The organism is Frateuria sp. GZRR35, assembly GCF_051900415.1.
GTDB lineage: Bacteria > Pseudomonadota > Gammaproteobacteria > Xanthomonadales > Rhodanobacteraceae > Frateuria_A.
On sequence record NZ_JBHZGL010000002.1, the window covers coordinates 167,075 to 189,603 of the forward strand.

At 68.4% G+C, this 22,529-nt stretch carries 21 protein-coding genes and 1 riboswitch; of the genes, 10 read left to right on the top strand and 11 right to left on the bottom strand.

The window, feature by feature from the left end; translation table 11 throughout:
• The first annotated feature begins 259 nt into the window (after positions 1-259).
• The gene (mutS, locus tag ACFWZ3_RS03305) at positions 260-2,845 is read left to right on the top strand and encodes a DNA mismatch repair protein MutS (protein ID WP_439706362.1); all 2,586 of its coding nucleotides are present in this window, start codon (positions 260-262) and stop codon (positions 2,843-2,845) included.
• A gap of 46 nt (positions 2,846-2,891) precedes the next feature.
• On the opposite strand, the gene ACFWZ3_RS03310 is transcribed toward mutS, so the two are convergent.
• A complete protein-coding gene (locus tag ACFWZ3_RS03310) occupies positions 2,892-4,085 on the bottom strand; it encodes a trans-sulfuration enzyme family protein (RefSeq protein ID WP_439706363.1) in 1,194 nt (397 codons plus the stop codon).
• Positions 4,086-4,180: 95 nt separating this feature from the next.
• On the opposite strand from ACFWZ3_RS03310, the gene ACFWZ3_RS03315 reads away from it, so the two are divergent.
• Positions 4,181-4,654 carry an Lrp/AsnC family transcriptional regulator gene (locus ACFWZ3_RS03315; protein WP_439706364.1) on the top strand — a complete coding sequence of 158 codons (474 nt, stop codon included), beginning with the start codon at positions 4,181-4,183 and terminating at the stop codon, positions 4,652-4,654.
• Positions 4,655-4,658: 4 nt separating this feature from the next.
• Here ACFWZ3_RS03315 and ACFWZ3_RS03320 read toward each other — a convergent pair whose 3' ends face one another.
• On the bottom strand, positions 4,659-5,063 hold the full coding sequence (locus ACFWZ3_RS03320; RefSeq protein ID WP_439706365.1) for an RNA-binding S4 domain-containing protein: 405 nt from the start codon (positions 5,061-5,063) through the stop codon (positions 4,659-4,661).
• Positions 5,064-5,102: 39 nt separating this feature from the next.
• On the bottom strand, positions 5,103-6,002 hold the full coding sequence (locus ACFWZ3_RS03325; RefSeq protein ID WP_439706366.1) for an AEC family transporter: 900 nt from the start codon (positions 6,000-6,002) through the stop codon (positions 5,103-5,105).
• A 134-nt stretch (positions 6,003-6,136) separates the two neighbouring features.
• Here ACFWZ3_RS03325 and ACFWZ3_RS03330 point away from each other — a divergent pair, with 134 nt between their 5' ends.
• From ACFWZ3_RS03330 to ACFWZ3_RS03345, 4 genes are all read left to right on the top strand, one after another.
• Entirely contained in the window at positions 6,137-7,270 is a 1,134-nt protein-coding gene (locus ACFWZ3_RS03330; protein WP_439706367.1) for a phosphotransferase enzyme family protein, read from the top strand.
• Positions 7,271-7,406: 136 nt separating this feature from the next.
• Positions 7,407-7,504: riboswitch (TPP riboswitch) on the top strand.
• A gap of 63 nt (positions 7,505-7,567) precedes the next feature.
• Positions 7,568-9,730 carry a TonB-dependent siderophore receptor gene (locus tag ACFWZ3_RS03335; protein ID WP_439706368.1) on the top strand — a complete coding sequence of 721 codons (2,163 nt, stop codon included), beginning with the start codon at positions 7,568-7,570 and terminating at the stop codon, positions 9,728-9,730.
• Positions 9,730-10,299, top strand: coding sequence for a nicotinamide riboside transporter PnuC (pnuC, locus tag ACFWZ3_RS03340; RefSeq protein WP_439706369.1), 570 nt, complete (start codon positions 9,730-9,732; stop codon positions 10,297-10,299). The genes ACFWZ3_RS03335 and pnuC overlap by 1 nt, the downstream gene beginning before the upstream one ends.
• A gap of 56 nt (positions 10,300-10,355) precedes the next feature.
• Positions 10,356-10,790 (top strand): nuclear transport factor 2 family protein, encoded by a 435-nt coding sequence (locus ACFWZ3_RS03345; protein WP_439706370.1) that lies wholly within the window; start codon positions 10,356-10,358, stop codon positions 10,788-10,790.
• 9 nt (positions 10,791-10,799) lie between these two features.
• Here ACFWZ3_RS03345 and ACFWZ3_RS03350 read toward each other — a convergent pair whose 3' ends face one another.
• Positions 10,800-12,071, bottom strand: coding sequence for an FAD-dependent oxidoreductase (locus ACFWZ3_RS03350; protein ID WP_439706371.1), 1,272 nt, complete (start codon positions 12,069-12,071; stop codon positions 10,800-10,802).
• Positions 12,072-12,155: 84 nt separating this feature from the next.
• Positions 12,156-12,617, bottom strand: a complete 462-nt coding sequence (locus tag ACFWZ3_RS03355) for a metallophosphoesterase family protein (protein ID WP_439706596.1) — start codon at positions 12,615-12,617, stop codon at positions 12,156-12,158.
• A gap of 248 nt (positions 12,618-12,865) precedes the next feature.
• Between ACFWZ3_RS03355 and ACFWZ3_RS03360 the strand changes: the two genes are divergently transcribed.
• The gene (locus tag ACFWZ3_RS03360; protein WP_439706372.1) at positions 12,866-13,021 is read left to right on the top strand and encodes a hypothetical protein; all 156 of its coding nucleotides are present in this window, start codon (positions 12,866-12,868) and stop codon (positions 13,019-13,021) included.
• A gap of 67 nt (positions 13,022-13,088) precedes the next feature.
• Complete coding sequence (locus ACFWZ3_RS03365) at positions 13,089-14,030, top strand: oxygenase MpaB family protein (RefSeq protein WP_439706373.1); 942 nt, start codon at positions 13,089-13,091, stop codon at positions 14,028-14,030.
• A 99-nt stretch (positions 14,031-14,129) separates the two neighbouring features.
• Here the strand turns inward: ACFWZ3_RS03365 and ACFWZ3_RS03370 are convergent, their stop codons facing one another.
• From ACFWZ3_RS03370 to htpX, 6 genes are all read right to left on the bottom strand, one after another.
• Complete coding sequence (locus ACFWZ3_RS03370) at positions 14,130-15,278, bottom strand: acyltransferase family protein (protein ID WP_439706374.1); 1,149 nt, start codon at positions 15,276-15,278, stop codon at positions 14,130-14,132.
• A gap of 82 nt (positions 15,279-15,360) precedes the next feature.
• Positions 15,361-16,047 carry a hypothetical protein gene (locus ACFWZ3_RS03375; protein WP_439706375.1) on the bottom strand — a complete coding sequence of 229 codons (687 nt, stop codon included), beginning with the start codon at positions 16,045-16,047 and terminating at the stop codon, positions 15,361-15,363.
• Complete coding sequence (locus ACFWZ3_RS03380; protein ID WP_439706376.1) at positions 16,044-16,928, bottom strand: ATP-binding cassette domain-containing protein; 885 nt, start codon at positions 16,926-16,928, stop codon at positions 16,044-16,046. Before ACFWZ3_RS03380 ends, ACFWZ3_RS03375 begins: the two co-directional genes overlap by 4 nt.
• A complete protein-coding gene (locus ACFWZ3_RS03385; protein ID WP_439706377.1) occupies positions 16,925-17,347 on the bottom strand; it encodes a GntR family transcriptional regulator in 423 nt (140 codons plus the stop codon). Before ACFWZ3_RS03385 ends, ACFWZ3_RS03380 begins: the two co-directional genes overlap by 4 nt.
• Before the next feature lie 115 nt (positions 17,348-17,462).
• Positions 17,463-19,331 carry a molecular chaperone HtpG gene (gene htpG, locus ACFWZ3_RS03390; RefSeq protein WP_439706378.1) on the bottom strand — a complete coding sequence of 623 codons (1,869 nt, stop codon included), beginning with the start codon at positions 19,329-19,331 and terminating at the stop codon, positions 17,463-17,465.
• Between the two features lie 151 nt (positions 19,332-19,482).
• Entirely contained in the window at positions 19,483-20,376 is an 894-nt protein-coding gene (gene htpX, locus ACFWZ3_RS03395; RefSeq protein WP_439706379.1) for a protease HtpX, read from the bottom strand.
• A 198-nt stretch (positions 20,377-20,574) separates the two neighbouring features.
• Here htpX and gluQRS point away from each other — a divergent pair, with 198 nt between their 5' ends.
• Positions 20,575-21,438, top strand: coding sequence for a tRNA glutamyl-Q(34) synthetase GluQRS (gluQRS, locus tag ACFWZ3_RS03400; protein WP_439706380.1), 864 nt, complete (start codon positions 20,575-20,577; stop codon positions 21,436-21,438).
• Positions 21,439-21,622: 184 nt separating this feature from the next.
• Complete coding sequence (phbB, locus tag ACFWZ3_RS03405) at positions 21,623-22,363, top strand: acetoacetyl-CoA reductase (RefSeq protein WP_439706381.1); 741 nt, start codon at positions 21,623-21,625, stop codon at positions 22,361-22,363.
• Positions 22,364-22,529: the final 166 nt, after the last annotated feature.

Genomic DNA, 22,529 nt, shown 5'->3' on the forward strand with positions numbered 1-22,529 from the left:
AGCGGGCGATCCGTCGGGGACAAGGGGCCGTTCTACCCGCTTGTGGGACGCCACGGCAAGACAAGTCGCTGCCGTGGCCTGCTGTAGGAGCGCACCCTGTGCGCGACCGCCATGCATCCAGGTCGCGCACAGGTGCGCTCTTACAGGAATGCGGGCCATTGCCTCCCATCGACGGGGCCGGGCGACGGCTCACGCCGTGTACACTCCGGTGCCTCCCGCGTGATTACCGCCGCCGGCGACCGCCCGCCTGATTTCCTGCATGAACCTCAACGATTCCGCCTCGCACACTCCCTTCATGCGCCAGTACCTGGCCCACAAGGCCGAGCACCCGGACGTGCTGCTGTTCTTCCGCATGGGCGACTTCTACGAGCTGTTCTACGACGACGCCCGCAAAGCGGCGCGGCTGCTCGACATCACGCTGACCCAGCGCGGGCAGTCGGCGGGCGCGCCGATTCCGATGGCCGGCGTGCCCTACCACGCGGCGGAGAATTACCTTGCGCGGCTGGTGAAGCTCGGCGAGTCGGTGGCGATCTGCGAGCAGATCGGCGACCCGGCCACCTCCAAGGGCCCGGTCGAACGCAAGGTGGTACGCATCGTCACGCCCGGTACGGTGACCGACGCGGCGCTGCTGGAAGAGCGTCGCGACAACTTGCTGCTGTCGATCCACGCCGGCGCGCAGGGCGCCTTCGGGCTGGCCTGGGTGGACCTGAGCTCCGGCCGCTTCCTGCTCAGCGAAGTGCCCCACGCCGAGGCGCTTGCCGCCGAGCTCGCGCGCCTGCAGCCGGCCGAGACGCTGGTCGGCGAGGATGGCGGCTGGCCGAAGCTGGTCACCGCCCTGCCCGGCCTGCGCAAGCGCCCGCCGTGGCATTTCGACCTCGATGCCGCGCGACGCGAACTCAACCGCTTCTTCGGCACGCGCGACCTGTCCGGCTTCGGCGTCGACGGCCTGCCGCTGGCCATCGCCGCCGCCGGCTGCCTGCTGGGTTACGTCGAGGAGACCCAGAAGAACGCACTGCCGCACCTCACCGGCATGGCGGTGGAGAACGCCGGCGAGACCATCGCGCTGGATGCAGCCACGCGACGCAATCTGGAACTGGACACGCACCCGAGCGGCCGCATCGAACACACCCTGCTCGGCGTGCTGGACGAGACGGTGACGCCGATGGGCGCACGCCTGCTGCGCCGATGGCTCAACCGCCCGCTGCGCTCGCGCGACACGTTGCGCCTGCGCCACCAGGCGATCGCCACGCTGATCGAGGCGCGCGCCTACGAGCCGCTGCGCGAGAAGCTGCGCGGCATCGGCGACCTGGAGCGCATCCTGGCCCGCGTGGCGCTGTGCTCGGCGCGCCCGCGCGACCTTTCGACGCTGCGCGATGGCCTCGCGGCCGCGCCGGTGTTGCGCGAGCAACTTGCCGCACTGGACAGCCCGCTGCTGCACACACTGGTCGCGCGTATCGGCGACCACGCCGAGACGGCCGCGCTCCTGCAGCGCGCGGTCGTCGCGCAACCGCCGGTGTTGCAGCGCGACGGCGGCGTCATTGCCGAAGGCTACGACGCGGAACTGGACGAACTGCGCCGCCTGTCCACCAACGCCGACCAGTTCCTGGTCGAGCTGGAGGAACGCGAGAAGGCCGCCAGCGGCATCAGCACGCTCAAGGTCGGCTACAACCGCGTGCACGGCTACTACATCGAGATCACCCGCGCGCAGGCCGACAGGGCGCCGACGCACTACACCCGCCGGCAGACCACCAAGAACGCCGAGCGCTACATCACCGAAGAGCTCAAGGCCTTCGAGGACAAGGTGCTCTCGGCGCGCGAGCGCTCGCTGATGCGCGAGCGCGCGCTGTACGAGAACCTGCTCGCCACGCTGATCGAGCGTCTCGCGCCGCTCAAGGACGCCGCGTCCGCCATCGCCGAGCTGGACGTGCTGGCCTGCCTGGCCGAGCGCGCCGAAACGCTGGACTGGCGCCAACCGGACCTCACCGACGCGCCGGGCATCTGCATCGAGCGCGGCCGTCATCCGGTGGTGGAGAAGGTGCGCGAGGAACCCTTCGAACCCAACGACCTGGACCTCACCGACACCCGCCGCATGCTGGTGATCACCGGCCCGAACATGGGCGGCAAGAGCACCTACATGCGCCAGAACGCGCTGATCGTGCTGCTCGCGCACATCGGCAGTTACGTACCCGCATCGCGCGCGTGCATCGGCCCGGTCGACCGCATCTTCACCCGCATCGGCGCAGGCGACGATCTCTCGCGCGGGCAGTCCACCTTCATGGTGGAGATGAGCGAGACGGCCAACATCCTGCACAACGCCACCGAGCACAGTCTGGTGCTGATGGACGAAGTCGGTCGTGGCACCAGCACCTACGACGGCCTGGCCCTCGCTCGTGCCGCCGCGGTGCACCTGGCCACTGCCAGTCGCGCATTCACGTTGTTCGCCACGCACTACTTCGAGCTGACCGAGCTGGCCGGCGAATACGAGGGCATCGCCAACGTCCACCTGGACGCGGTCGAACATCACCACAAGGAGCGGGGCGAGCAACTGATCTTCATGCACGCCGTCAAGGAAGGCCCCGCCAACCGCAGTTTCGGCTTGCAGGTGGCGGCGCTGGCCGGCCTGCCCAAAGCGGTGATCGCCGATGCGCGCCGCACGCTGGCTGAACTGGAGCGCGGCATGCACGGGCACGCACCGGCCGGCCCGGCGCCCGCACCTTCGCCGCAGTTGGGGTTGTTCGCCGCGCAATCTTCGGCGGTGGAGGAAGCGCTACAAGTCATGGACCCCGATGCGATGACGCCCCGCGAAGCGCTGGAGGCGCTCTACCGGCTCAAGGCGATCGGATAACACGCGCTACGGTCGCACCCATAGCGAACCTGATCGCATCAGCGCCTCAGGCCGCCTCCGACTCGCGCACCGCATCGAGCGCCTGGGCCAGATCCGCCCAAAGATCGTCCGCGTGCTCGATGCCCACGGACAACCGCAGCAGGCCCGGGGTGATGCCGCAATCGGCCTGGGTGGCGGCATCGACGACGCGGTGGGTGAGCCCGGCCGGATGCTGGATCAAGGTGTCGACCGAGCCCAGGCTCACTGCCGGCGTGGCAAGGCGCACCGACGCCATGACCGCGGCCGCCGCGGCATGCCCGCCATGCAGCTCGAAGGCCAGCAGGCTGCCGGGGCCGCGCATCTGGGTGCGGGCCAGATGCGCGTTGGCCACCGTGCCCAGCCCCGGGTAGCACACCCGCGCCACCGAGGGATGCGCGGCCAGCCTGTCGGCGATCACCTGGGCGTTGGCCTGTGCCTTGTGCACGCGCAGGCTCAGCGTCGGCAGGCCGCGGTGCAACAGGTAAGCGCCCAGCGGATGCAACAGCCCGCCGGTCGCCGCCCGCACCTGGCGCAGCGCGGCCGCCCAGTCGGCATCGCAGGCCACCACGCCGGCGATCACGTCGCCGTGGCCGCCGAGGAACTTGGTGGCGCTGTGCAGCACCAGTGTCGCGCCGAGCGAGGCCGGTTGCTGCAACACCGGGGTGGCGAAGGTGGAGTCGACCAGCACCGGTACGCTGCCCGCCGCGCGCACCACGGCGGCGATGTCGACCAGGTCCAGCGTGGGGTTGGCCGGCGTCTCGATGATCACCAGCGCCGTGTCGGGGTTGATCGCCGCTCCCACGTCTTGCGGTCGCACCCAGCGGGTGGCGATGCCCAGCAGCCCGGAGGCCAGCAGATGGTCGGAGGTGCCATACAACGGGCGCACCGCCAGCACGTGCTTGCCGCGCTGGCCGGCCGCCAGCAGGCAGGCCGACATCGCTGCCATGCCCGAGGCAAAGGCGACCGCGTCGGTGGTGCCTTCCAGTCGCGCCAATGCCTGCTCGAAGCGCGCGACCGTCGGGTTGTGCAGGCGCGCGTAGATCGGGTTGGCCGCCTGCGCCGCGCCGCCGACCAGCGCATCGAAGCTGGCGGTGCCTTCGGCCAGGTCGCGCACCGGATAGGTCGTGGAAAGATCGAGCGGGGGCGCGTGCACGCCCAGGTCGGCGAAGTCCTCGCGACCGGCGTGGACGCCGAGCGTTTCGATGTGCTGCTTGTCGGCCATGGCGATGCTCCCGTTCGGTGAATGGGACCAAGGCTAGAATGGGCAAGGTGCTCGCAACCAGCTCACCGAATTCTGTTCAGCCTGAGGGGGCTTTCGTGCAACTTGACCGAATCGACTTCGCCATCCTGCGCGAACTGCGGAAGAACGCCCGGCTGCCCAACAAGTTGCTCGCCGAGCGGGTGGGCGTGGCGCCCTCCACCGCGCTGGAACGCGTCCGCCGGTTGCGCGAGCAGGGCGCGATCTGCGGTTACCACGCCGAAGTCGCACCGGCGGCGCTGGGCATCGGCCTGCAGGCGATGATCAGCGTGCGACTGGCCCGCCACGCCCGCGCCGACCTGGACGCCTTCGGCGGCTACCTGTCGACGCTGCGCGAGGTGCTGGCCTTCTATCACGTGGCCGGCGCCAACGATTACCTGCTGCACGTGGCGGTGCGCGACAGCGATCATCTGCGCGACTTCGCGCTGGATGCGTTCACCACGCGCACCGAAGTGGCACACATCGAGACAAGCCTGATCTTCAGCTTCAAGCGCAACGTGGACCTGCCGGTCTACCGCGCGGCCGTGGAGTGATCCTTCAGCCCTGGTGATCCTTGAACTGCTGGATTTGCCGTCGCGAGCGCTTGTCCGGCCGCGTCGGCGGCCGCAGCAGACCGGCCGCCCCCAGCTTGCGCTGTGCCCGTGCCGCCTCGCGCGCGGCCAGGCTCTCCTCGGTTTCCCGGTAGAGCGCCTGCGCCACCGGAGCCGGTCCGCGCTGTTCGGACAGCGCCAGCACCACGACCTCCAGGCGCTCCTCGCCGCGTCCGATCTGCAAGCGGTCGCCCACATGCACCGCCTTCGACGGCTTGCAGCCACCTCCGTTGAGATCGACCTTGCCGCCATCGATCGCCTGCTTGGCGAGGCTGCGCGTCTTGAAGAAGCGCGCAGCCCACAGCCACACGTCGGCACGTACGGCAGCCAGGTTGTCCTGCGTCTCGCTCATCGGTCGATTATCCCGCAGCCGTCCATCCGGTGGGCCCACTCAGCCGAGCAACGCGCTGCCGAGCGGCACGGTGAGCAGCGACAGCACGATGCCCGCGCCGAGGATGGTGTTGGCCAGCGGCGGGTCCAGCCCGTACTCGTCGGCCAGGATGGTCGCCGACACCATGGGCGCCATGGCCGCTTGCAGCACGCCGACGCTCAACACCAGCCCGCCGACGCCGCTGGCGATGCCGAGCACCCAGCACGCCAGCGGTGCCAGCAACAGTTTCCAGCCCAGGCCGAACCCCGCCGCCACCAGCTGGCGCTCACCCGGGTGAAAGCGGAACTGCAGCCCCACCGAGAACAGCGCCAGTGGCGTCAGCGTGGCACCAAGCGGCGCGAACACGCCCTCGACGACCGGTGGCCAGCCGCCGAGCACACCCGCGGCGATCCCCACCAGCAGCGCCACGAAGGCCGGAAACGTGGCGATGCGCCGCGCGATCATCACCGGCTCCGGCGCGCGCCCGGCGTACAGGCAGGCCACCACGATGCCAGCCGAGGCGAGCACGGGAAACGCGCCGAGCTGGTCGGCCACCACTGCCAGCGTCAGGCCGGGCTGGCCATACAGCGCCTGCATGAGCGGATAGCCCATGAACGAGGTGTTGCCCAGGCCACAGACCAGAATCAGTGCGCCGATGCGCCCGCGCGACCAGCCCAGCCGAGGCCCCAGCAGCCCGAACAGCAGCCACGCGCCGCCGAAGGTGAGCCACATCGCAACGATCGGAAACCACAGTTGCGGATCGAAGCGCAACTTCGGGATCAGCTCCAGCACCAGCGCCGGCAGCGCGACGTTGATCACCCACCAGTTGAGCCCCGCCGCAAGCCCCGCCGGCGGACGCGCCAGACGCGCCACCAGCGCACCCAGCACCAGGCAGGTGAACAGCAACAGCAAGGCGCTCATCAAGCCGTCCGAAACGAAAGGGCGCATAGCATGCCGGAAGCGACGTGATGCCGTGGCTGCAAACTCCGTAGCTGTCTCCATGCCGGCGCGGGCGCGGTGCGTCAATCCATGCACTGCGACGCGATAATGGCCGCATGAACGACACCGACCATCGCGTCCACGGCCTGGCCGAGGACGACGTCCATCCCGACTGGCCACCGCTCGCCCGCGCGGAAGTGACGACGCTGCTGGCCCGCTATCCGGCGATCGCCTCGATCGGCGCCATCGGATGGCACAGCCCGCGCCCGCTGTCGGCCGCCGCGCTGGTCGACACCGCCGTCGGGACCGTGTTCGTCAAGCGCCATCACCGCAGCCTGCGCACGCCCGACACGCTCGCCGAGGAGCACGCCTTCATGGCCTGGCTGCGCGTGGCCGGCATACCGGTGCCGCCGGTGCTGGCCGATGCGACGGGCCAAACGGCCATCGCGCAGGGCGCGTGGACGTACGAGGTGCATGCGCTCGCCGCCGGCACCGACCTGTACCGCGAGACGGCCTCCTGGACGCCGTTGCCCGATCTCGCCCACGCGCATGCAGCCGGCGCCATGCTTGCCCGCCTGCATGACGCTGCGGAAGGCTATGCGGCCAGACAGCGCAACACGCACCTGCTGGTCGCGCGCAGCGAGGTCGTGGAAGCTGCCGACCCGCTCGCTGCCATCGAAGCGCAACTGCCGGACCGGCCAGGGCTCGCGGCCTACCTGTGCCAACGCGACTGGCGCGCCGAAATTGGCCAGACGCTGGCGCCGTTCCACGGGGGCGTGCAGGCCCGGCTCGCCGCGCAACCATCACTGTGGACGCACGGCGACTGGCACGTCTCCAACCTGTGCTGGAGCGCCAACGGCGAAGAAGCCTCCATCACCGCCGTGCTCGACTTCGGGCTGGCCGCCCGGACCTTTGCGTTGTTCGACCTGGCCACCGCGATCGAGCGCAACGCGATCGCCTGGCTGGAGATCGATCGCGGCGATGGAGGGCACCCGGACACCGCGCGCGCGTTGATTGCCGGCTACCGCGAGCAACGCCCGTTGTCCGCCGCGGACGTCCATCTGCTGGCCGACCTGCTGCCGCTGGTGCACGTGGATTTCGCGCTGTCGGAGGTGGAGTACTTCACCGCGGTCACCCGCTCGCCGGCAAACGCCGACGTGGCCTACCACACGTTCCTGCGCGGGCACGCGGCGTGGTTCACGACGGCGCCGGGACGCGCACTGCTCGACGCCATCCACGCGCTTGCCTGACCCCGGACCGTTCGCGCTGAGCAGCGCTCGTGCAGCGAGCGGCGTCAAGGCGCTGCGCAAGCGTGCGCCCCCTCGACTGCGGCCTGCGCTCAGGCGAGCAGTTTGGATTGGACGTCCATTCCATGCTTCAATACCCGTCTTGAAGCGGGGGTGCCCGGCAAAACGCCGGGCTGAGAGAGTCCCTTGGAACCTGATCCGGCTTGTACCGGCGTAGGGAGCTTGATAAGCAGTCGTGCGTCCGTCCGGGCGTGCGCCTGACCGTCGCTTCGTTCGTGTCCCTTATCCGACGAGCCGACGATGACCCTGCCCCGCACTCCCCTGCTGCTTGCCCTCCTCGCCGCACTGGCCCCGGCTGCGCATGCCGCCGACCTGCCCGACGCCACCCAGGCGAAGGAACTGGCGCCCGTGCGCGTGGAGGGCCAAACCCACGATGACCGCCACGGCACCGCCATCGACGCCTACGGCAACGCCTCGCTGCACGACACCCCGGCGGCGGTCACACTGGTCACGCGCAAGCAGATCGACGACCGCCAGATCCGCACGCTGAGCGAACTGGCGCGCGAGGACGCCGCGCTGGGCGACAACTACGCGCCCGTCGGCTACTACCAGGACATCGCCATCCGCGGCTATCCGCTGGACCTGGCCACCGGGCTGCGCATCAACAACCTCACCATCGCCGGCGAGCAGCCGGTCGCGCTGGAGGACAAGCAGCGGGTCGAAGTGCTCAAGGGCCTGGCCGGGTTGCAGGCCGGCGTGATGGAGCCGGGCGGCGTGGTCAACTTCGTCAGCAAGCGCCCCGCCGACGTGCGCGAGGTGACGCTGGGCACCGATTCGCACGGCTCCCGCTACGGCGCACTGGATATCGGCGGCTGGCTCTCGCCGACTTTCGGCCTGCGCGCCAATCTGGCCTGGGAAGACACCCATGCCTACGTGCACCACGCCGACGGGCGCCGCAATTTCTACGCCGTGGCCGCCGACTGGCGCATCACCCCCGACGCCACGCTGGAGCTGGACAGCGACTACCAGGCCAGCGCGCAGCGCTCGGTTTCCGGCTACCAGTTGCTCGGCGGCGACACGCTGCCCGAGCATGCCGACCCCACCCGTCTGCTCGGCTTCGAACCGTGGCAGCAGCCGGTGAGCATCCACGCGGCCAACACCAGCGCGCGCTTCAACTACGCGTTCAACGCCGACTGGCGCCTGCGCCTGGCCGCCGGGCACAGCCGCAGCGTGATCGACGACAACGTGGCGTTCGCCTACGGCTGCTTCTACTCGCCCGCCTGCGCCACCGGCGCGCCGGGCAACTACTTCGCGCCCAACGGCGACTACGACGTCTACGACTACCGCAGCCCCGACGACACGCGCATCGACGACGAAGCGCGCGCGTCGCTGGAAGGGCACCTGGACACCGGCGCCGTCAGCCACCAGCTCACGCTGGGCGCAAGCGCGTTCCGCCGCCTCAACGACCAGCGCACCGACGTCTACGACTACGTCGCCACCGCCAACATCGCCGATGTGGACCCGCCCTACTTCGCGCCCTCGCCCAACCAGCCCGGGCCATCGGTGCGCCGGCTCACCAGCTGGCAGCGCTCGCTGTTCGCGCTGGACCGGCTGCACCTGGGCGAGCAGTGGCAAGTGATCGCCGGCGGCCGCTTCGTGCGCCTGCACGAACGCGCCTACGACGGCGACGGTGCGCCCGAACGCGACACACGCCTCAGCAAGGCGCTGCCGCAGGCGGCCGTGCTGTGGCAACCGGACGAGGCGCTCACCAGCTACCTCAGCTACAGCGAAGGCCTGTCGCTGGGCAAGGAAGCACCGTACTGGACCAGCAACGATAGCCAGATGCTCGCGCCGCGGTTGTCGCGCCAGCTCGAAGCCGGCATGAAATACGCCGTCGGCAGCGCACTCGATCTCAGCGCCGCCCTGTACCGCATCCGCCAGCCCTACCAGTTCGCGCAGCCGGACGATTCAGACTACGGCTTCACCTTCGTGCAGCGGGGCGAACAGGTGCACACCGGGCTGGAACTGGGTGCGCACGGCCACGTCAGCGAGAACCTCGATCTCACCGCCAGTGCGAGCTTCATCCACGCCCGTGCGCAGGACACCGGCACGCCCGCGTACGAAGGCCACCAGGTCGTCAACGTGCCGCGCCTGCGTGCGGCCGTGTACGCCGACTACCGCCTGCCGTTCGCTCCGCAGCTGAGCCTGCTCGGCGGCTGGCGCTACGCCTCGCCAAACGCCGCCACGCCGGATGGCCGCGTGCGCGTTCCCGCCTACAACGTGTTCGACGCTGGCGTGCGCTACGCCACCACGCTGGGCGGCCATGCGCTCACCGCACGGTTGTCGATCGACAACCTGTTCAACCGCTTCTACTGGCGCGACACCGGCAGCGCCTTCGGCGACAGCTACCTGTTCCCGGGCGCACCGCGGCTGGCCCGGCTGTCCGTAAGCTACGCGTTCTGATGGATGCCATCGAACTCTTCGGTGCGGTGCTTAGCGCGTGGGCCGTCTGGCTCACCGCGCGGCGGCGCCCGTGGTGCTGGCCGGTGGGCCTGGCGTCGGTGGGGGTCTACAGCGGGATCTTCATCGACGCCAAGCTCTATTCCGACGCCTTGCTGCAGGCGGCGTTCGCCGGGATGATCGTGTACGGCTGGCTGCGCTGGCTGAAGCACCTGGGAAGCGACGGCCGCGTGCAGGTGGCGACGCTCCCGCCACGCCAGTGCGTTGGCCACCTGGTCCTGGGCCTCGCCGGCGCGCTCGCGCTCGGTTACGCCATGCATCGCTGGACCGACGCTGCGCTGCCCTGGCTGGACGCGGCACTCACTGCCTTCAGCCTGGTCGCGATGTGGTGGGAGGCGCGCCGCTACATCGCCGCCTGGTGGCTGTGGATCGTGGTCGACGTGATTTACGTGGGCGAGTACGTCTACAAGGACCTGCTGATCACCGCGGTGCTCTACGCCGGCTTCGTCGTGCTTGCGGCCATCGGCCTGCGCGACTGGCGCCGGGCCTCGCAAACCGTGCCGGAGGCATAGCCCGCGCCAGGGTGAGCCTTCCGCGCAGGCTCCGCACACCCCACCCGGGAACCACCATGACCAAGCTGCTGGCAATCTCCGCACTGGCGTTCGGCCTGCTCCCCATCCACGCATGGGCGGCCTGCGGCACGACCGACCCCACCAGCACCGCCACACAGGTCGTGCAGGCCCAGGTGGACGCCTACAACGCGCACGACACCAAGGCCTTGGCCGCGTGCTACGCGGCCGATGCCCGCCTGGTCGGCCTCTCCGGCACGCGACCGCCGGTCGAAGGTCGCGCCGCGATCGCGAACGCCTACGCCAGCCTGTTCGCGAGCCAACCGAAGGCGTTCGGCGTGGAGATCCTCAAGCGCACCGCCAGCGGCGCCATCGTGGTGGACCTGGAACGGGTGCACGGGATGGCCGGCGACAAGCCGTGGCCCGACGCCTTTGCCGTATACGAAGTGCGCGACGGCCTGATCGTCAACGCGTGGTTCCCGCCGACCCGGTAAGGCGCCGTTTCAGCCCGCGCCGGCCTCGCCGTCGGGCGCGTTCCAGCACGACGCTTGCGGACGCCGCTCCATCGCGTCCAGGAAGGCCTCCGGCAACGCGAACCGCCCGAACCAGCCGTGCCGCGTGCCCGACAACACGCGAAGCATCTGCCCGCGTGCGCCAGGCATGCGCGAGAGTGGATGGAAGACGCGGTCGCGCAAACGCGCCCAACCGTCGCGTTCGGACTGGAACAGCGGCGTCAGCCAGCGGCTCCAACGGTGGTAGATCGCCACGTGCGCGCGCCGCCGGGCCGCGTACCGCGCCAGCGCTTCAGACACGTCGTCTGCCGCACGCAGCGCATCGCGCAGGGCATGCGCGTCGAGCAGCGCCATGTTCACGCCCTGGCCCAGCTGCGGGCTCATCGCGTGCGCCGCATCGCCGAGCAGCACGGCGCGTCCGCGATACCAGTGGGTGTGCATCGCGTCCCGGTAGCGCGCCTGGGCCAGTCCCGCCGGCACCGGCGTACCGGCGAGCCGCTCGTGCGCCCGTGGCCAGACCGCCGCCACGCTTGCACGCCACGCCGCCTCGTCCTGCCCGGCGGTGCCCAGCTCCGCCACCGGCAGGCTCCAGAAGAAGCTCAGGCGCGGTACCGGATCGCCCGGTCGCGTGCCGACCGGCAACATGCCAGCCATGCGGCGCGCGCCGACATAACGTTGTTGCAGCACATCGCGCCCGGCCCAGTCGCCCGCAGGTACCAGGCACCACTGCGCACCCCAGGGATAGGGCCGATCCACGCGCGCCGTGCTTACCTGCGAACGCAGGATCGAGGCCGCGCCATCAGCCACCACGACCAGGTCGAACCCCTCATGGCGTCGGCCCTGCGTGTCGACCAGCGCGCCCTGCTCCGCGTCCACCTGCACGACGCGGACGCCATGGTGGAGATGGCGGCCGTGCGTCCATGCCGCATCCAGCAGGGAGAACAATGCGGCGCGCTGCATGCCCAGGCCACACAGGCGCGGATCGAGCTCGGCATAGCGCATGTCCATCACCGGCCGACCGGCGACGGTCTCGCCGTACAGCCGCGACACCGGCGCGGCGTAACGCATCACCTCATCGAGCAGTCCCAGCTCCCACAGGACCCACTGCCCGACCGGCTGCAACAGGAATCCGGCGCCGACCGGGCCCAGCCGCGGCGCCTGCTCGAAGACTTCCACATGGTGATCGTCGCCAGACAGCAGCAATGCCGTGGCCTGGCCGCCCGTACCGTAGCCGACCACCGCTATGCGCAATCGCCTTTCCATGCCTTTCCCCCGTTCCCTTGCGGAGGCAAGGATAGCTGTCACCCCGACCTTGCTTGCGACGCCCGTTCGAGGGGCGAAAACCCGTTAGCCATCCAGCTCCACGATCCGCGGCATCACCTCGCGCCCATCGATAAGCAGCTCGCCCACGCCGATCGGCAGCTTGAACCGCCGCCGCCCGGCGCTGCCGGGATTGACGTAGAGCACGCCTTCGCGTTGCTCGACCAGCGGTTTGTGCGAGTGCCCCGAAATAACCACGTGGATGCCCTCGGCGCGTGGATCGATTGCCAGTTGCTTGAGGTCATGCACCACGTACAGCCGCACCTCGCCCAGTTCGAGCGTGGCCGTTTCCGGCAAATGGTCGAATGCCGGGTCGCGATCGTTGTTACCGCGCACGGCGGTCAACGGTGCGATGGCCGACAGCGCGTCCAGGAGAGCGGGCTCGCCGATGTCGCCTGCATGGATGATGCGCTGGCACCCGTGCAGGAAGTCCACCGCCGCTGGACGCAGCAGGCCGTGGGTATCGGAAATCAGGCCCACGCGGAACATCGTGCCGGTCACCCTTTCGCAGTCATCGCCCTGCACGCTAACGCGCCTGGCGCGACCGTACCGTCACGGTCGCTGCAGCTGTCGGTGTCCGTCCGCGACTGTCCGGACGCGCGGGCACGGTGTCCGCGGACGGCCCACGCGCGCACGGGAAAATACCCGCAAGCCGCATGGCACCGTGCTTTTAAACGTTGGCACGCGTTGTGCCATCTCATCCGCGAAAGCTTCTTTCCACCACGCGGAGAATCACCATGAAATTCGAAACTATCCTGCTGCAGAGCTTCTTCGCCGTCTGCATGCTGCTGTGCCTGGCCGTGATGAGCGCGATGCTGGTCCTGCCCTCGCCCACCGCCGTGGCAGCGGCCAGCCAGGCGCATGCCGCGGCGCCCGCCAGCGCGGAAGGCTGAGACCGGGGCGAAGCCTTCGCGGATCGGGCGCGACCGCCCAGGGATGGCGCAACCCTATACTTGCGCCATGGCTTCGCCACTGAACCGGCTTCACCGCGCCGCGCACGAACCGATCCGCCGCTGGGTGCTGGGCGCCTTTCCACGCGATCCCGGCAGCACGCTGGACTACGACCACCCGCGCGGCGATCCGGGCCTGTTCGGACCCGACAGCGTGACCTGGCGCATCCACGCCGACTTCCCGGGCATGCTCGCCGGCGGCTTGGCCGCGCTGATGATGCAGACGTTGCACCCACTGGCCCTGGCCGGTGTCTGGGACCACTCGAACTTCCGCCAGGACCTGGTCGGTCGCCTGCGCCGCACCACCACTTTCGTCGGCGCCACCACCTACGCGCCGCGGGCAGCCGCGGAAGGATTGATCGAGCGGGTACGTCACATCCACGGCTTCGTGCTCGGTACCGCCGAGGACGGCACGCCTTACTCGGCCGACGACCCGGCCCTGCTCACGTGGGTGCATGTCACCGAAGCACACAGCTTCCTTGCCGGCTATCGCCGCTTCGCCCATCGCACGGTGTCTCCCGCGATGGCCGATCGCTACTACGACGAAGTGCGCCGCATCGCCAAAGCGCTGGGCGCGCGCGACGTGCCCGCATCGGAAGGCGAGGTCGCCGATTATTTCGCGGGCATGCGGCAGCAACTGGCCTATACCGGGCGCTCGCGCGAGGTCCTGCACATCCTCGGCGGCGTGCGCCTTCCCGTTCCATTTGCCAGCCTTTCGCGCGACGTGTTCCTGCATGCCGGCATTGCACTGCTGCCGGCATGGGCGAGCGAACTCTTACATCACACGCCGCGCCAACGCCGGCAGGCGCGTGTCGCTGCGCGATTGCTGTGGTCGATGGCGCCGGCGTTCCGCGCGGCGCTCGAGGAAAGCGGCGTGGTCAGCCGCTCGTGCCGCCGCGTGGGGGTAGACCCGCAAGCCATGCGGGAGTGGCCCGAAGAGGCGTCTCCGTAAAGCACGACCCGCCGTACATGCGCGAGGACGATCGGCTGGCGCGGAAACACAAGCCTTTGCGGCTCATGGCCAGGCCGCCGCCGGAACCGCCGTCGATCATCATGCTGCGGTCGCTTCCGCCACCGGAAGCCGCGTACCGAGCAGCTTTCCGATCACGGTCTTGCGCACGAGCACGTGATAGCTGAAAAGGCAGAGCGCGGACGTCGCCACCACCGAGATCGCGAACTTGGCGCCCCACCCCATCTCGATGTCCAGCAGCCGGTACTGGATGGCGAACAGAACCGGCAGATGGGTGATGTACACCCAGTACGACGCGTCGGACAGATAGCGCAGCACGCGGTTGGCGTGATCGAGCAACGATCGTCCGGCGACCAGGCAAACGCAGGTCATCCAGACGCTGACATAGGCCTCGGCTGTGGCGATGAGCACGGTCGCAGACGGGTTCGCCGCAGCGGGTACATGCCGCTTGAGCAGATTGCAGTACACCCCGTAGAGCGCGAGGCTCGCGACCAGCAACCATGGTGCGGCGCGGCGAAGCCGTTGGATCAGCGCTTCGTGACCGAACAGCAGACAGCCGCAGGCAAAGAACGGTCCATAGAAGCCGAACGCCCAGAACTGCGGAAACATTCCCTCTGGCGCAGGATGCGGAGCACTCACCGAAGCGAGGGCCGGCACCAGCAGCAGCGGAAGCAGCCCCAGGTGCCACGCCGGGTTCAAGCTACGGATGAAGTCGCCGAGTTTATCCAGTCCCAGACTCCTGGCCGCCCAGACCAGCACATAGAAGAACAGCAGGTAGTAAAGAAACCACAGGTGGGCCGTGCTGAACGGCCGCGTCGGCGGGTTCGTCATCCGCGAGAACTGCTGGATCATCACCAGCACCGGCGAGGGATGCTGCACGCTCGCCGCCGCGTGCAGCGTGCAGTACGCCATGGCGGCGATCACCAGCGGGCAGAAGATCACCAGCGGCACGGCGATGCGCCTGAGGCGGTTGCGGAACAAGCCTGCCATGCCGCGCTTGTGCAGCAGCATCGCAGCGAAGAAGCCGGCGACCAGGAAGAACAGCGGCATCCGGAACAGGTGCAGGAACCAGATGCAGAGGTCCACGTAACCGGATTGCGCACGATCGGCGGCGGGATAGAACGGATGCATCAGCGGGCTGTAGGCCAGTGCAGCGTGGAACAGCACCCCGGAAAGCATGGCCAGGGCGCGCAGGTTGTCCATGTAATGAAAGCGTGTTTTGTCGTGCACGGTGGGACCTCCGAACGGATCCGTCGGATCGCTGACAGGTAGAGGTGATCGAGCCCGCGCTGCGGGAAGCTCGCTGAGCGGCTCAGTAGAACGCTTTTTTTCGACCGTGCACCCAACCGGTCCAGACCAGGATGGCGGCGCTGAAGATCAGCTGGACCAGCAGGATGGCAACGATTACCGGCCCGAACACGATCGCGTCGGTATTGACGTGATCCCTGATCGCCGGGAGCTGCCCCATCAGCATGATGAAGGGGTTGATCAACACCATGCTGCCGATCATGGCGAAGATGTTCCAACCTTCCGATTCAACCCCCATGGCGACGCTCAGGGACACGGCGTACGCGGCCAACACATGGCCAAAGACGAGCAACGAAAGAACCGTGACCCCATTGGGGACCGGCGTCGTGAAGATCACCAGCATCGTGCCCGCGAGCATGATCATGAAAGGCACGAAGAACGTGATCAGATTTGCGGCCAGCTTGGCCAGGTAATAGTCCAGTGGCGTCACCGGCAAGCTCATCACGAACGCCAGCGTGTGTTCCTTGCGTTCGGACAACAGCGACGTCGATATCGAGAAACACGAAGCACATACCAGGACGATGATCATCAGCAGCGAGCCGAGGTAGAAACTCCAGCTCCTTGCCATGCCGATCAGGCACAGCGCCACGATCCCGGCAACCACGCATGTCGCAAGCTGCTTCTGGAACAACTGCCAGTCCTTGGCCACCAGCAGCTTGATCACGGGCAGGTTGAGTTGGGCGAGAGTCATGCCGCACCTCCAGCGCGCACGGTGGTAACGAAGATGTCTTCCAGGCTCATTGCCTCGGTGCGGCGGATCTCCATGCCCTGGGCCTGCAGGCGCTGGAGCAGGCCATCGCTGAACCGGCGCACCTTCAGCTCCAGGAGGGAACCGTTCTGCCGCGACGCGGCGATCTCCGGCCACGCGCTCCTGTCCGGCATCCATGGCCCTTGGCAGACGATGCGCCGCCAATCATCGAGGAACGCTTCCTTGTCCCTGGATGCGAGGAGCTCACCCTTGTGGAGAAAGGTGATGGTGTCCGCGATCTGCTCGACGTCGCTGGTGTTGTGGGAGGAAAACAGCACGCTGCGGGCCTCGTCGCGCAGCACGTCGGACAGCGCCTGCAACACCTCGTCACGCGCCACAGGATCGAGCCCCGTGGTTGGCTCGTCGAGCAAAAGAAGCCGCGGCCGACGCGCGAAATTGAGCATCAGCAGCGCCTTGACCCGTTGCCCGTGGGAGAACCCCCCGAGGGTCTGTTCCGCGCGCAGGTCGAAACGACGAAGCAGCTCGGCCGCATAGGCCTCGTCCCAGCCGGGATAGATGGCACGGACGAAGTCCATGTGCCAGCGCAAGGTCTGGCTCTTGAACAGGCGCATGTCTTCGGTTGCGAAGCCGAGCTCCTTCTTGGCGGCAACCTGCTGCGCGGGCATGGCGTGGCCGAGCACTTGGACAGTGCCGGTGTCGGCAAGCACCTGCCCGCTGAGGATGCGCAGCAACGTCGTCTTGCCTGCGCCGTTGACGCCGACCAGCCCCATGACCTGTCCCTCGGACATGCCCAGGCTGATGTCCCTGAGCACAAAGCCCTCATAGCGCTTGCTCACTCCGGACAAGGCGAATGCGGTGGTCATGATGCGGGTCCTTCGTTGGGATCGGGGCGCCGGTCGAACGGCTCGTCGTCGAGCAGTTGCCGGATGTCTTCCAGGGACATGCCCAGCTGGCGGGCGATGGCCAGCATGGCGTCGAAGTGCTGGGTGAACTCGGCCCGCAGCAGGCTCGTCGGCAGGCTCGGCGACTCCGCCACGAACGAGCCCATGCCATGCCGCGTTACGATCACGCCTGCCAGGCTCAGCTCGGCGTAGGCACGCTTGACCGTGATCACGCTGACCCGGCTGGCGCTCGCCAATTCCCGGATCGATGGCAAGGGCTGGCCCGCCGGCCAGTCGCCGGCCATGACCTTGGCCGTGATCTGGTTGACGATCTGCTGGTACATCGGGGTGCTGTCGCCGGTGGACAGAAACAGTTCGGGATCGATGTGTGCATACTGCATATACACAGTATGCACAGCGTTCAACTCGCTGTAAAGCGGTCACTCACGCCAAAAAAAGCCCGCGAAACGCGGGCTCTTCTTGTCTGCGAAGCGACAGGCGGCGCGGTGGCGCGCCCTACCCCAGCAACACGCGGTTCATGCGTCGCACGAAGGCGGCCGGATCAGGCAGTTGCGCACCGGCGGCGATCTCGGCTTGCTCCAGCAGTAGGCTGGCCAGGTCCGCGGCCTTGTCCTTGTCGGCTTCGGTTTCCACCCGCTGCACCAGAGCGTGTTGCGGGTTGATCTCGAGCGTCGGCTTGGACTCGGGCATGTCGTGGCCGGCTTCGCGCAGCAGGCGGGCCAGGTGCGGGGCCATTTCGTAGTCGGACAGGGCCAGGCACGACGGGCTGTCGGTGAGGCGGGCAGACACCTTGACGTCGCCGACGCGATCGCCGAGCAGTTCCTTCATCTTCGCCAGCAGGGGCTCGGCCGCCTTGGCGGCTTCCTCCTGCTTCTTGCGGTCGGCCTCGTCCAGCGGCACCTCGCCCTTGGCGACGCTCTGGAGCTTCTTGCCGTCGTACTCGCTCAGCGAGCCGAGCATCCACTCGTCGATGCGGTCGGACATCAGCAGGACTTCGATGTCCTTCGCCTTGAACGCTTCCAGCTGCGGGCTGCCGGCCGCGGCGGCATAGCTGTCGGCGGTGATGTACCAGATCGCGTCCTGGCCGACCTTCATGCGGCCGATGTAGTCGTCGAACCCCACCGTCGCACCGGCACCCTCGCTCCGGGTGGAGGCAAAGCGCAGTAGCTTGGCGATGCGCTCGCGGTTGTTGGCGTCCTCGGCGATGCCTTCCTTGAGCGTGTTGCCGAAGGCCTTGTAGAAGGTGGCGAACTTCTCCGGCTCGTCGCGGGCGAGCTTTTCGATCAGGTCAAGCACGCGCTTGACGCAGGCAGCCTTGATGCGGTCGAGCTGGCGATTGTGCTGCAGGATCTCGCGGCTGACGTTGAGCGGCAGGTCGTCGGCGTCGACCACGCCGCGCACGAAGCGCAGGTAGTTCGGCAACAGCTCCTCGGCCGCGTCCATGATGAAGACGCGCTTGATGTAGAGCTTCAGGCCCTTGCGCTCGTCGCGGCCGCCCATCATCAGGTCGAAGGGCGGCTGCGCCGGCAGGTAGAGCAGCGTGGTGAAGCTTTGGCTCCCTTCGACGCGATTGTGCGTCCAGGCCAGCGGATCGTTGAAGTCGTGGCCGAGCGACTTGTAGAAGCTGATGTAGTCCTCGTCGCTGATTTCGCTCTTGGGTCGCGTCCAGAGGGCGCCGGCGTCGTTGATGGTTTCCCATTCGCCGGTGGGCTTCCCGTCTTCCTCCTTGGGCATGCGGATCGGGAAAGCGACGTGGTCGGAATACTTGCGGATCAGCGAGGCGAGCTGCCAGCGCTTGAGGAACTCGTCCTCGTCGGCTTTCAGGTGCAGGACCACCGTGGTACCGCGTTCGCCAAGCTCGACCTGTTCGAGCGCATACTCGCCCTTGCCGTCGCTCTCCCACTTCACGCCCTCGCCCGCCGGTGCGCCGGCGCGGCGGGTCAGCACGGTGACCTTGTCGGCCACCACGAAGGCGGAGTAGAAGCCCACGCCGAACTGGCCGATCAGGCGCGCGTCGGCCTTCTGCTCACCGCTCATCGCCTCCAGGAAACGTCGCGTGCCGGAGCTGGCGATGGTGCCGATGTTCGCCACCACTTCGTCGCGACTCATGCCGATACCGTTGTCGCGCACGGTGACGGTACGCGCCTGTTCGTCCCAGCTCACGTCGATGTGCAGCTCGCCCTCGCCGGCCAGCAGCTCCGGCTGCGCGATCGACTCGAAGCGCAGCTTGTCGCAGGCGTCGGAGGCGTTGGAGACGAGCTCGCGCAGGAAGATTTCCTTGTGCGAGTAGAGCGAGTGGGTGACCAGGTGCAGAACCTGGGCGACTTCGGCTTCGAATTTGCGGGTTTCGGTGGATGCGGTCATTGCAGTGGTGCTTCCAGTGGTTGTGGTTTGAACCCCTCTCCCTCCGGGAGAAGGTGCCCGACAAGGCGGGTGAGGGTCCGGACGGAGCGCGCAGCCCACGCGGCCGGACCCGCTTCCCGGCCCCTCTCCCGGCGAGGACAGGGGCTAAAGCTCAGGCGCGCGCCGCCTGCAGCGCCGCGATGCGCGCGTCCAGCGGCGGATGGCTCATGAACAGGCGCTGCAGCCCCGCGGCCATGTGGCCGGAGATGCCGAAGGCGGCCATCGCCTTGGGCAGCGTCGTCTGGCCATGGTCGCCCTTGAGCCGCTGCAGTGCGGAGATCATCGACCCGCGGCCGGCCAGCTGCGCACCCGCGCGGTCGGCGCGGAACTCGCGCCAGCGCGAGAAGGCGGCCACGATCATCGAGGCGAACAGGCCGAAGACCACCTGCAGCACCATCACCGTGACGAAGTAGCCCATGCCGATGCCGCCGCGGTTGTCGCGGCCACCGTTGAGCCAGCTGTCGACCAGGTTGCCGACCACGCGCGCGGCGAGGATCACCAGCGTGTTGAGCACGCCCTGGATCAAGGTGAGCGTCACCATGTCGCCGTTGGCGACGTGGCCGATCTCGTGGCCGAGCACGGCCGAGACCTGCTCGCGATCCATCTGTTGCAGCAGGCCGGAGCTGACCGCCACCAGCGAGCTGTTCCTGGTCATGCCGGTGGCGAACGCGTTCATTTCCGGCGCGTCGTAGATGGCCACTTCGGGCATGCCGATGCCGGCGGCCTGGGCGTGGTGGCGCACGGTGTCGACCAGCCAGCGCTCGGCGGCGGTCTGCGGCTGCTCGATCACGCGCGCGCCGGTGGAGTACTTGGCGATGGTCTTGGACATCGCCAGCGAAATGAAGGCGCCGCCCATGCCGAACACCGCGGCGTAGACGAGCAATCCGGTCATGCCGCCGTAGCCGTGGGCGGCGGCCCACTGGTCGATGCCGAACAGGCGGCAGACGATGCTCAGCAGCAGGAGGACGGCGATGTTGGTGGCAAGGAAGAGGACGATTCGACGCACGGCTGTCTCGTTTGGCAGTCATGGAAAAGCGGTTCGCACCGCGGGGGAGATTCGGGGCGCGGGCAGCCGGTTTCAAGGGGAAAGCCGCCCCGCAGAGGTTCAGACCAGCCCCCGTGGCGTCGGTTCCGGGGTCACGCCTGCCTGCGACTTCGCGCCGCCCCATCCCGGCGCACGCCGGCACGTCGGTAGACTGCGCGGATGACCTACTGCGGCCGCTTCGCCCCTTCCCCCACCGGCCTGCTGCACTTCGGTTCGCTGGTGGCCGCGGTGGGCAGCTGGCTGTGCGCGCGCCATGCCGGCGGGCGGTGGCTGGTGCGGGTGGAGGACATCGATCCGCCGCGCGAGGTCGCCGGTTCGGCGCAGGCGATCCTGACCGCGCTGCCAGCATTCGGGCTGGTCGCCGACGCACCCGCGTTGTTCCAGTCACAACGCCGCGACGCCTACGACGCCGCCTTCGAGCGCCTGCGCGCCGCCGACCTGGTGTTTCCCTGCTGGTGCAGCCGGGCACAACTGGCGGCCGAGGGCGGGGCGCATCGCGACGGGCGCTGCATCGCGTTGCCCGAGCCGAACCGCCCGCCCGCCTGGCGGTTGCGCGTACCGGACGTGACGATCGACTTCGACGACGCGCAACAGGGGCCGCAACGGCAGAACCTGCGGGACGAAGCCGGTGACTTCGTCATCCGTCGCGTGGAGGGCTACTACGCCTACCAATTGGCCTGCGTGGTGGACGACGCGTTCCAGGGCATCACCGAGGTGGTGCGCGGCAACGACCTGCTCGACTCCACCCCGCGGCAGATCTGGCTGCAGCAGTGCCTCGGCCTGCCCATGCCGGCGTACCGCCACCTGCCGCTGGCGCTGGATGCACAGGGGCGCAAGCTGTCCAAGTCCGAACAGGCGCATCCGGTGGACCCGACCGAGCCGTTGCCAGCGCTGCGCAAGGCGCTGGCCTTCCTGGACGTCCAGACGTCCGCGGGCGCACACAGCCCCGCGGCCCTGCTGGAAGCCGCGCTGAAGCGTTTCGATCCCGCCCGCCTGCCCCGCCTGGCTGCGCGCCCCCTGTAGGAGCGCACCTGTGCGCGACCGCGGGGCACCGGATCGCGCAAGCTTGGGTCATCGCGCGGATGCCGCATGGCGGTCGCGCACAGGTGCGCTCCTACCGGAGGCCAGGGGCAGCAGCTGTCATGAAGTTGGGGTATACATGCAGGGCACGCCAGCGTCGGCGTCCTCGCATCGGGAAATCTCGGCAATGAACCCACGCACCGCACTGGTCACCGGCGGCACGGGCGGCATCGGCAGCGCGATCGTCCGCTACCTGGCGCGCCAGGGACACCGCGTCGCCACCAACTACCGCGACGAGGCCAAGGCGCAGGCCTGGCGTGAACGCATGGCCGCAGAAGGCATCGACGTGTGCATGGTGCCGGGCGACGTGGCCGACCCGGGTTCGTCGGAGGCGATGGTGCGGGCCGTGGAAGCGCAATGCGGTCCGGTGCAGATCCTGGTCAACAACGCCGGCATCACCCGCGACACCACCTTCCACAAGATGGATTACCAGCAGTGGACCGAGGTGGTGAACACCAACCTCAACGCCTGCTTCAACGTCACCCGTCCGGTGATCGAGGGCATGCGGGCGCGCCGCTGGGGCCGCATCGTGCAGATCAGCTCGATCAACGGCCAGAAGGGTCAGTACGGCCAGGCCAACTACGCCGCGGCCAAGGCCGGCATGCACGGATTCACCATTTCGCTGGCGCAGGAGAATGCCAAGTTCGGCATCACGGTCAACACGGTGTCGCCGGGCTACGTGGCAACCGACATGGTGATGGCCGTCCCGGAGGAGGTACGCGAAAAGATCGTGGCGCAGATCCCGATCGGGCGGCTCGGCAAGCCCGAGGAGATCGCGCACGCCGTGGCGTTCTTCACCACCGACGAAGCGAGCTGGATCACCGGATCGAATCTGGCGATCAACGGCGGTCACTACATGGGGTGGTGAGCCATGGATCCTTCCCCGTTCACGGGGGAAGGATCCCGAAGGGCGGATGGGGGAAGTCTTGCCTCGAATCCACCCATGCATCGCGCCCAAGGGCGCCCCCATCCGCCTGTCGGCACCTTCCCCCGCGTTCGCGGGGGAAAGCTCGATGGCGACCTCTTTGGAGGCG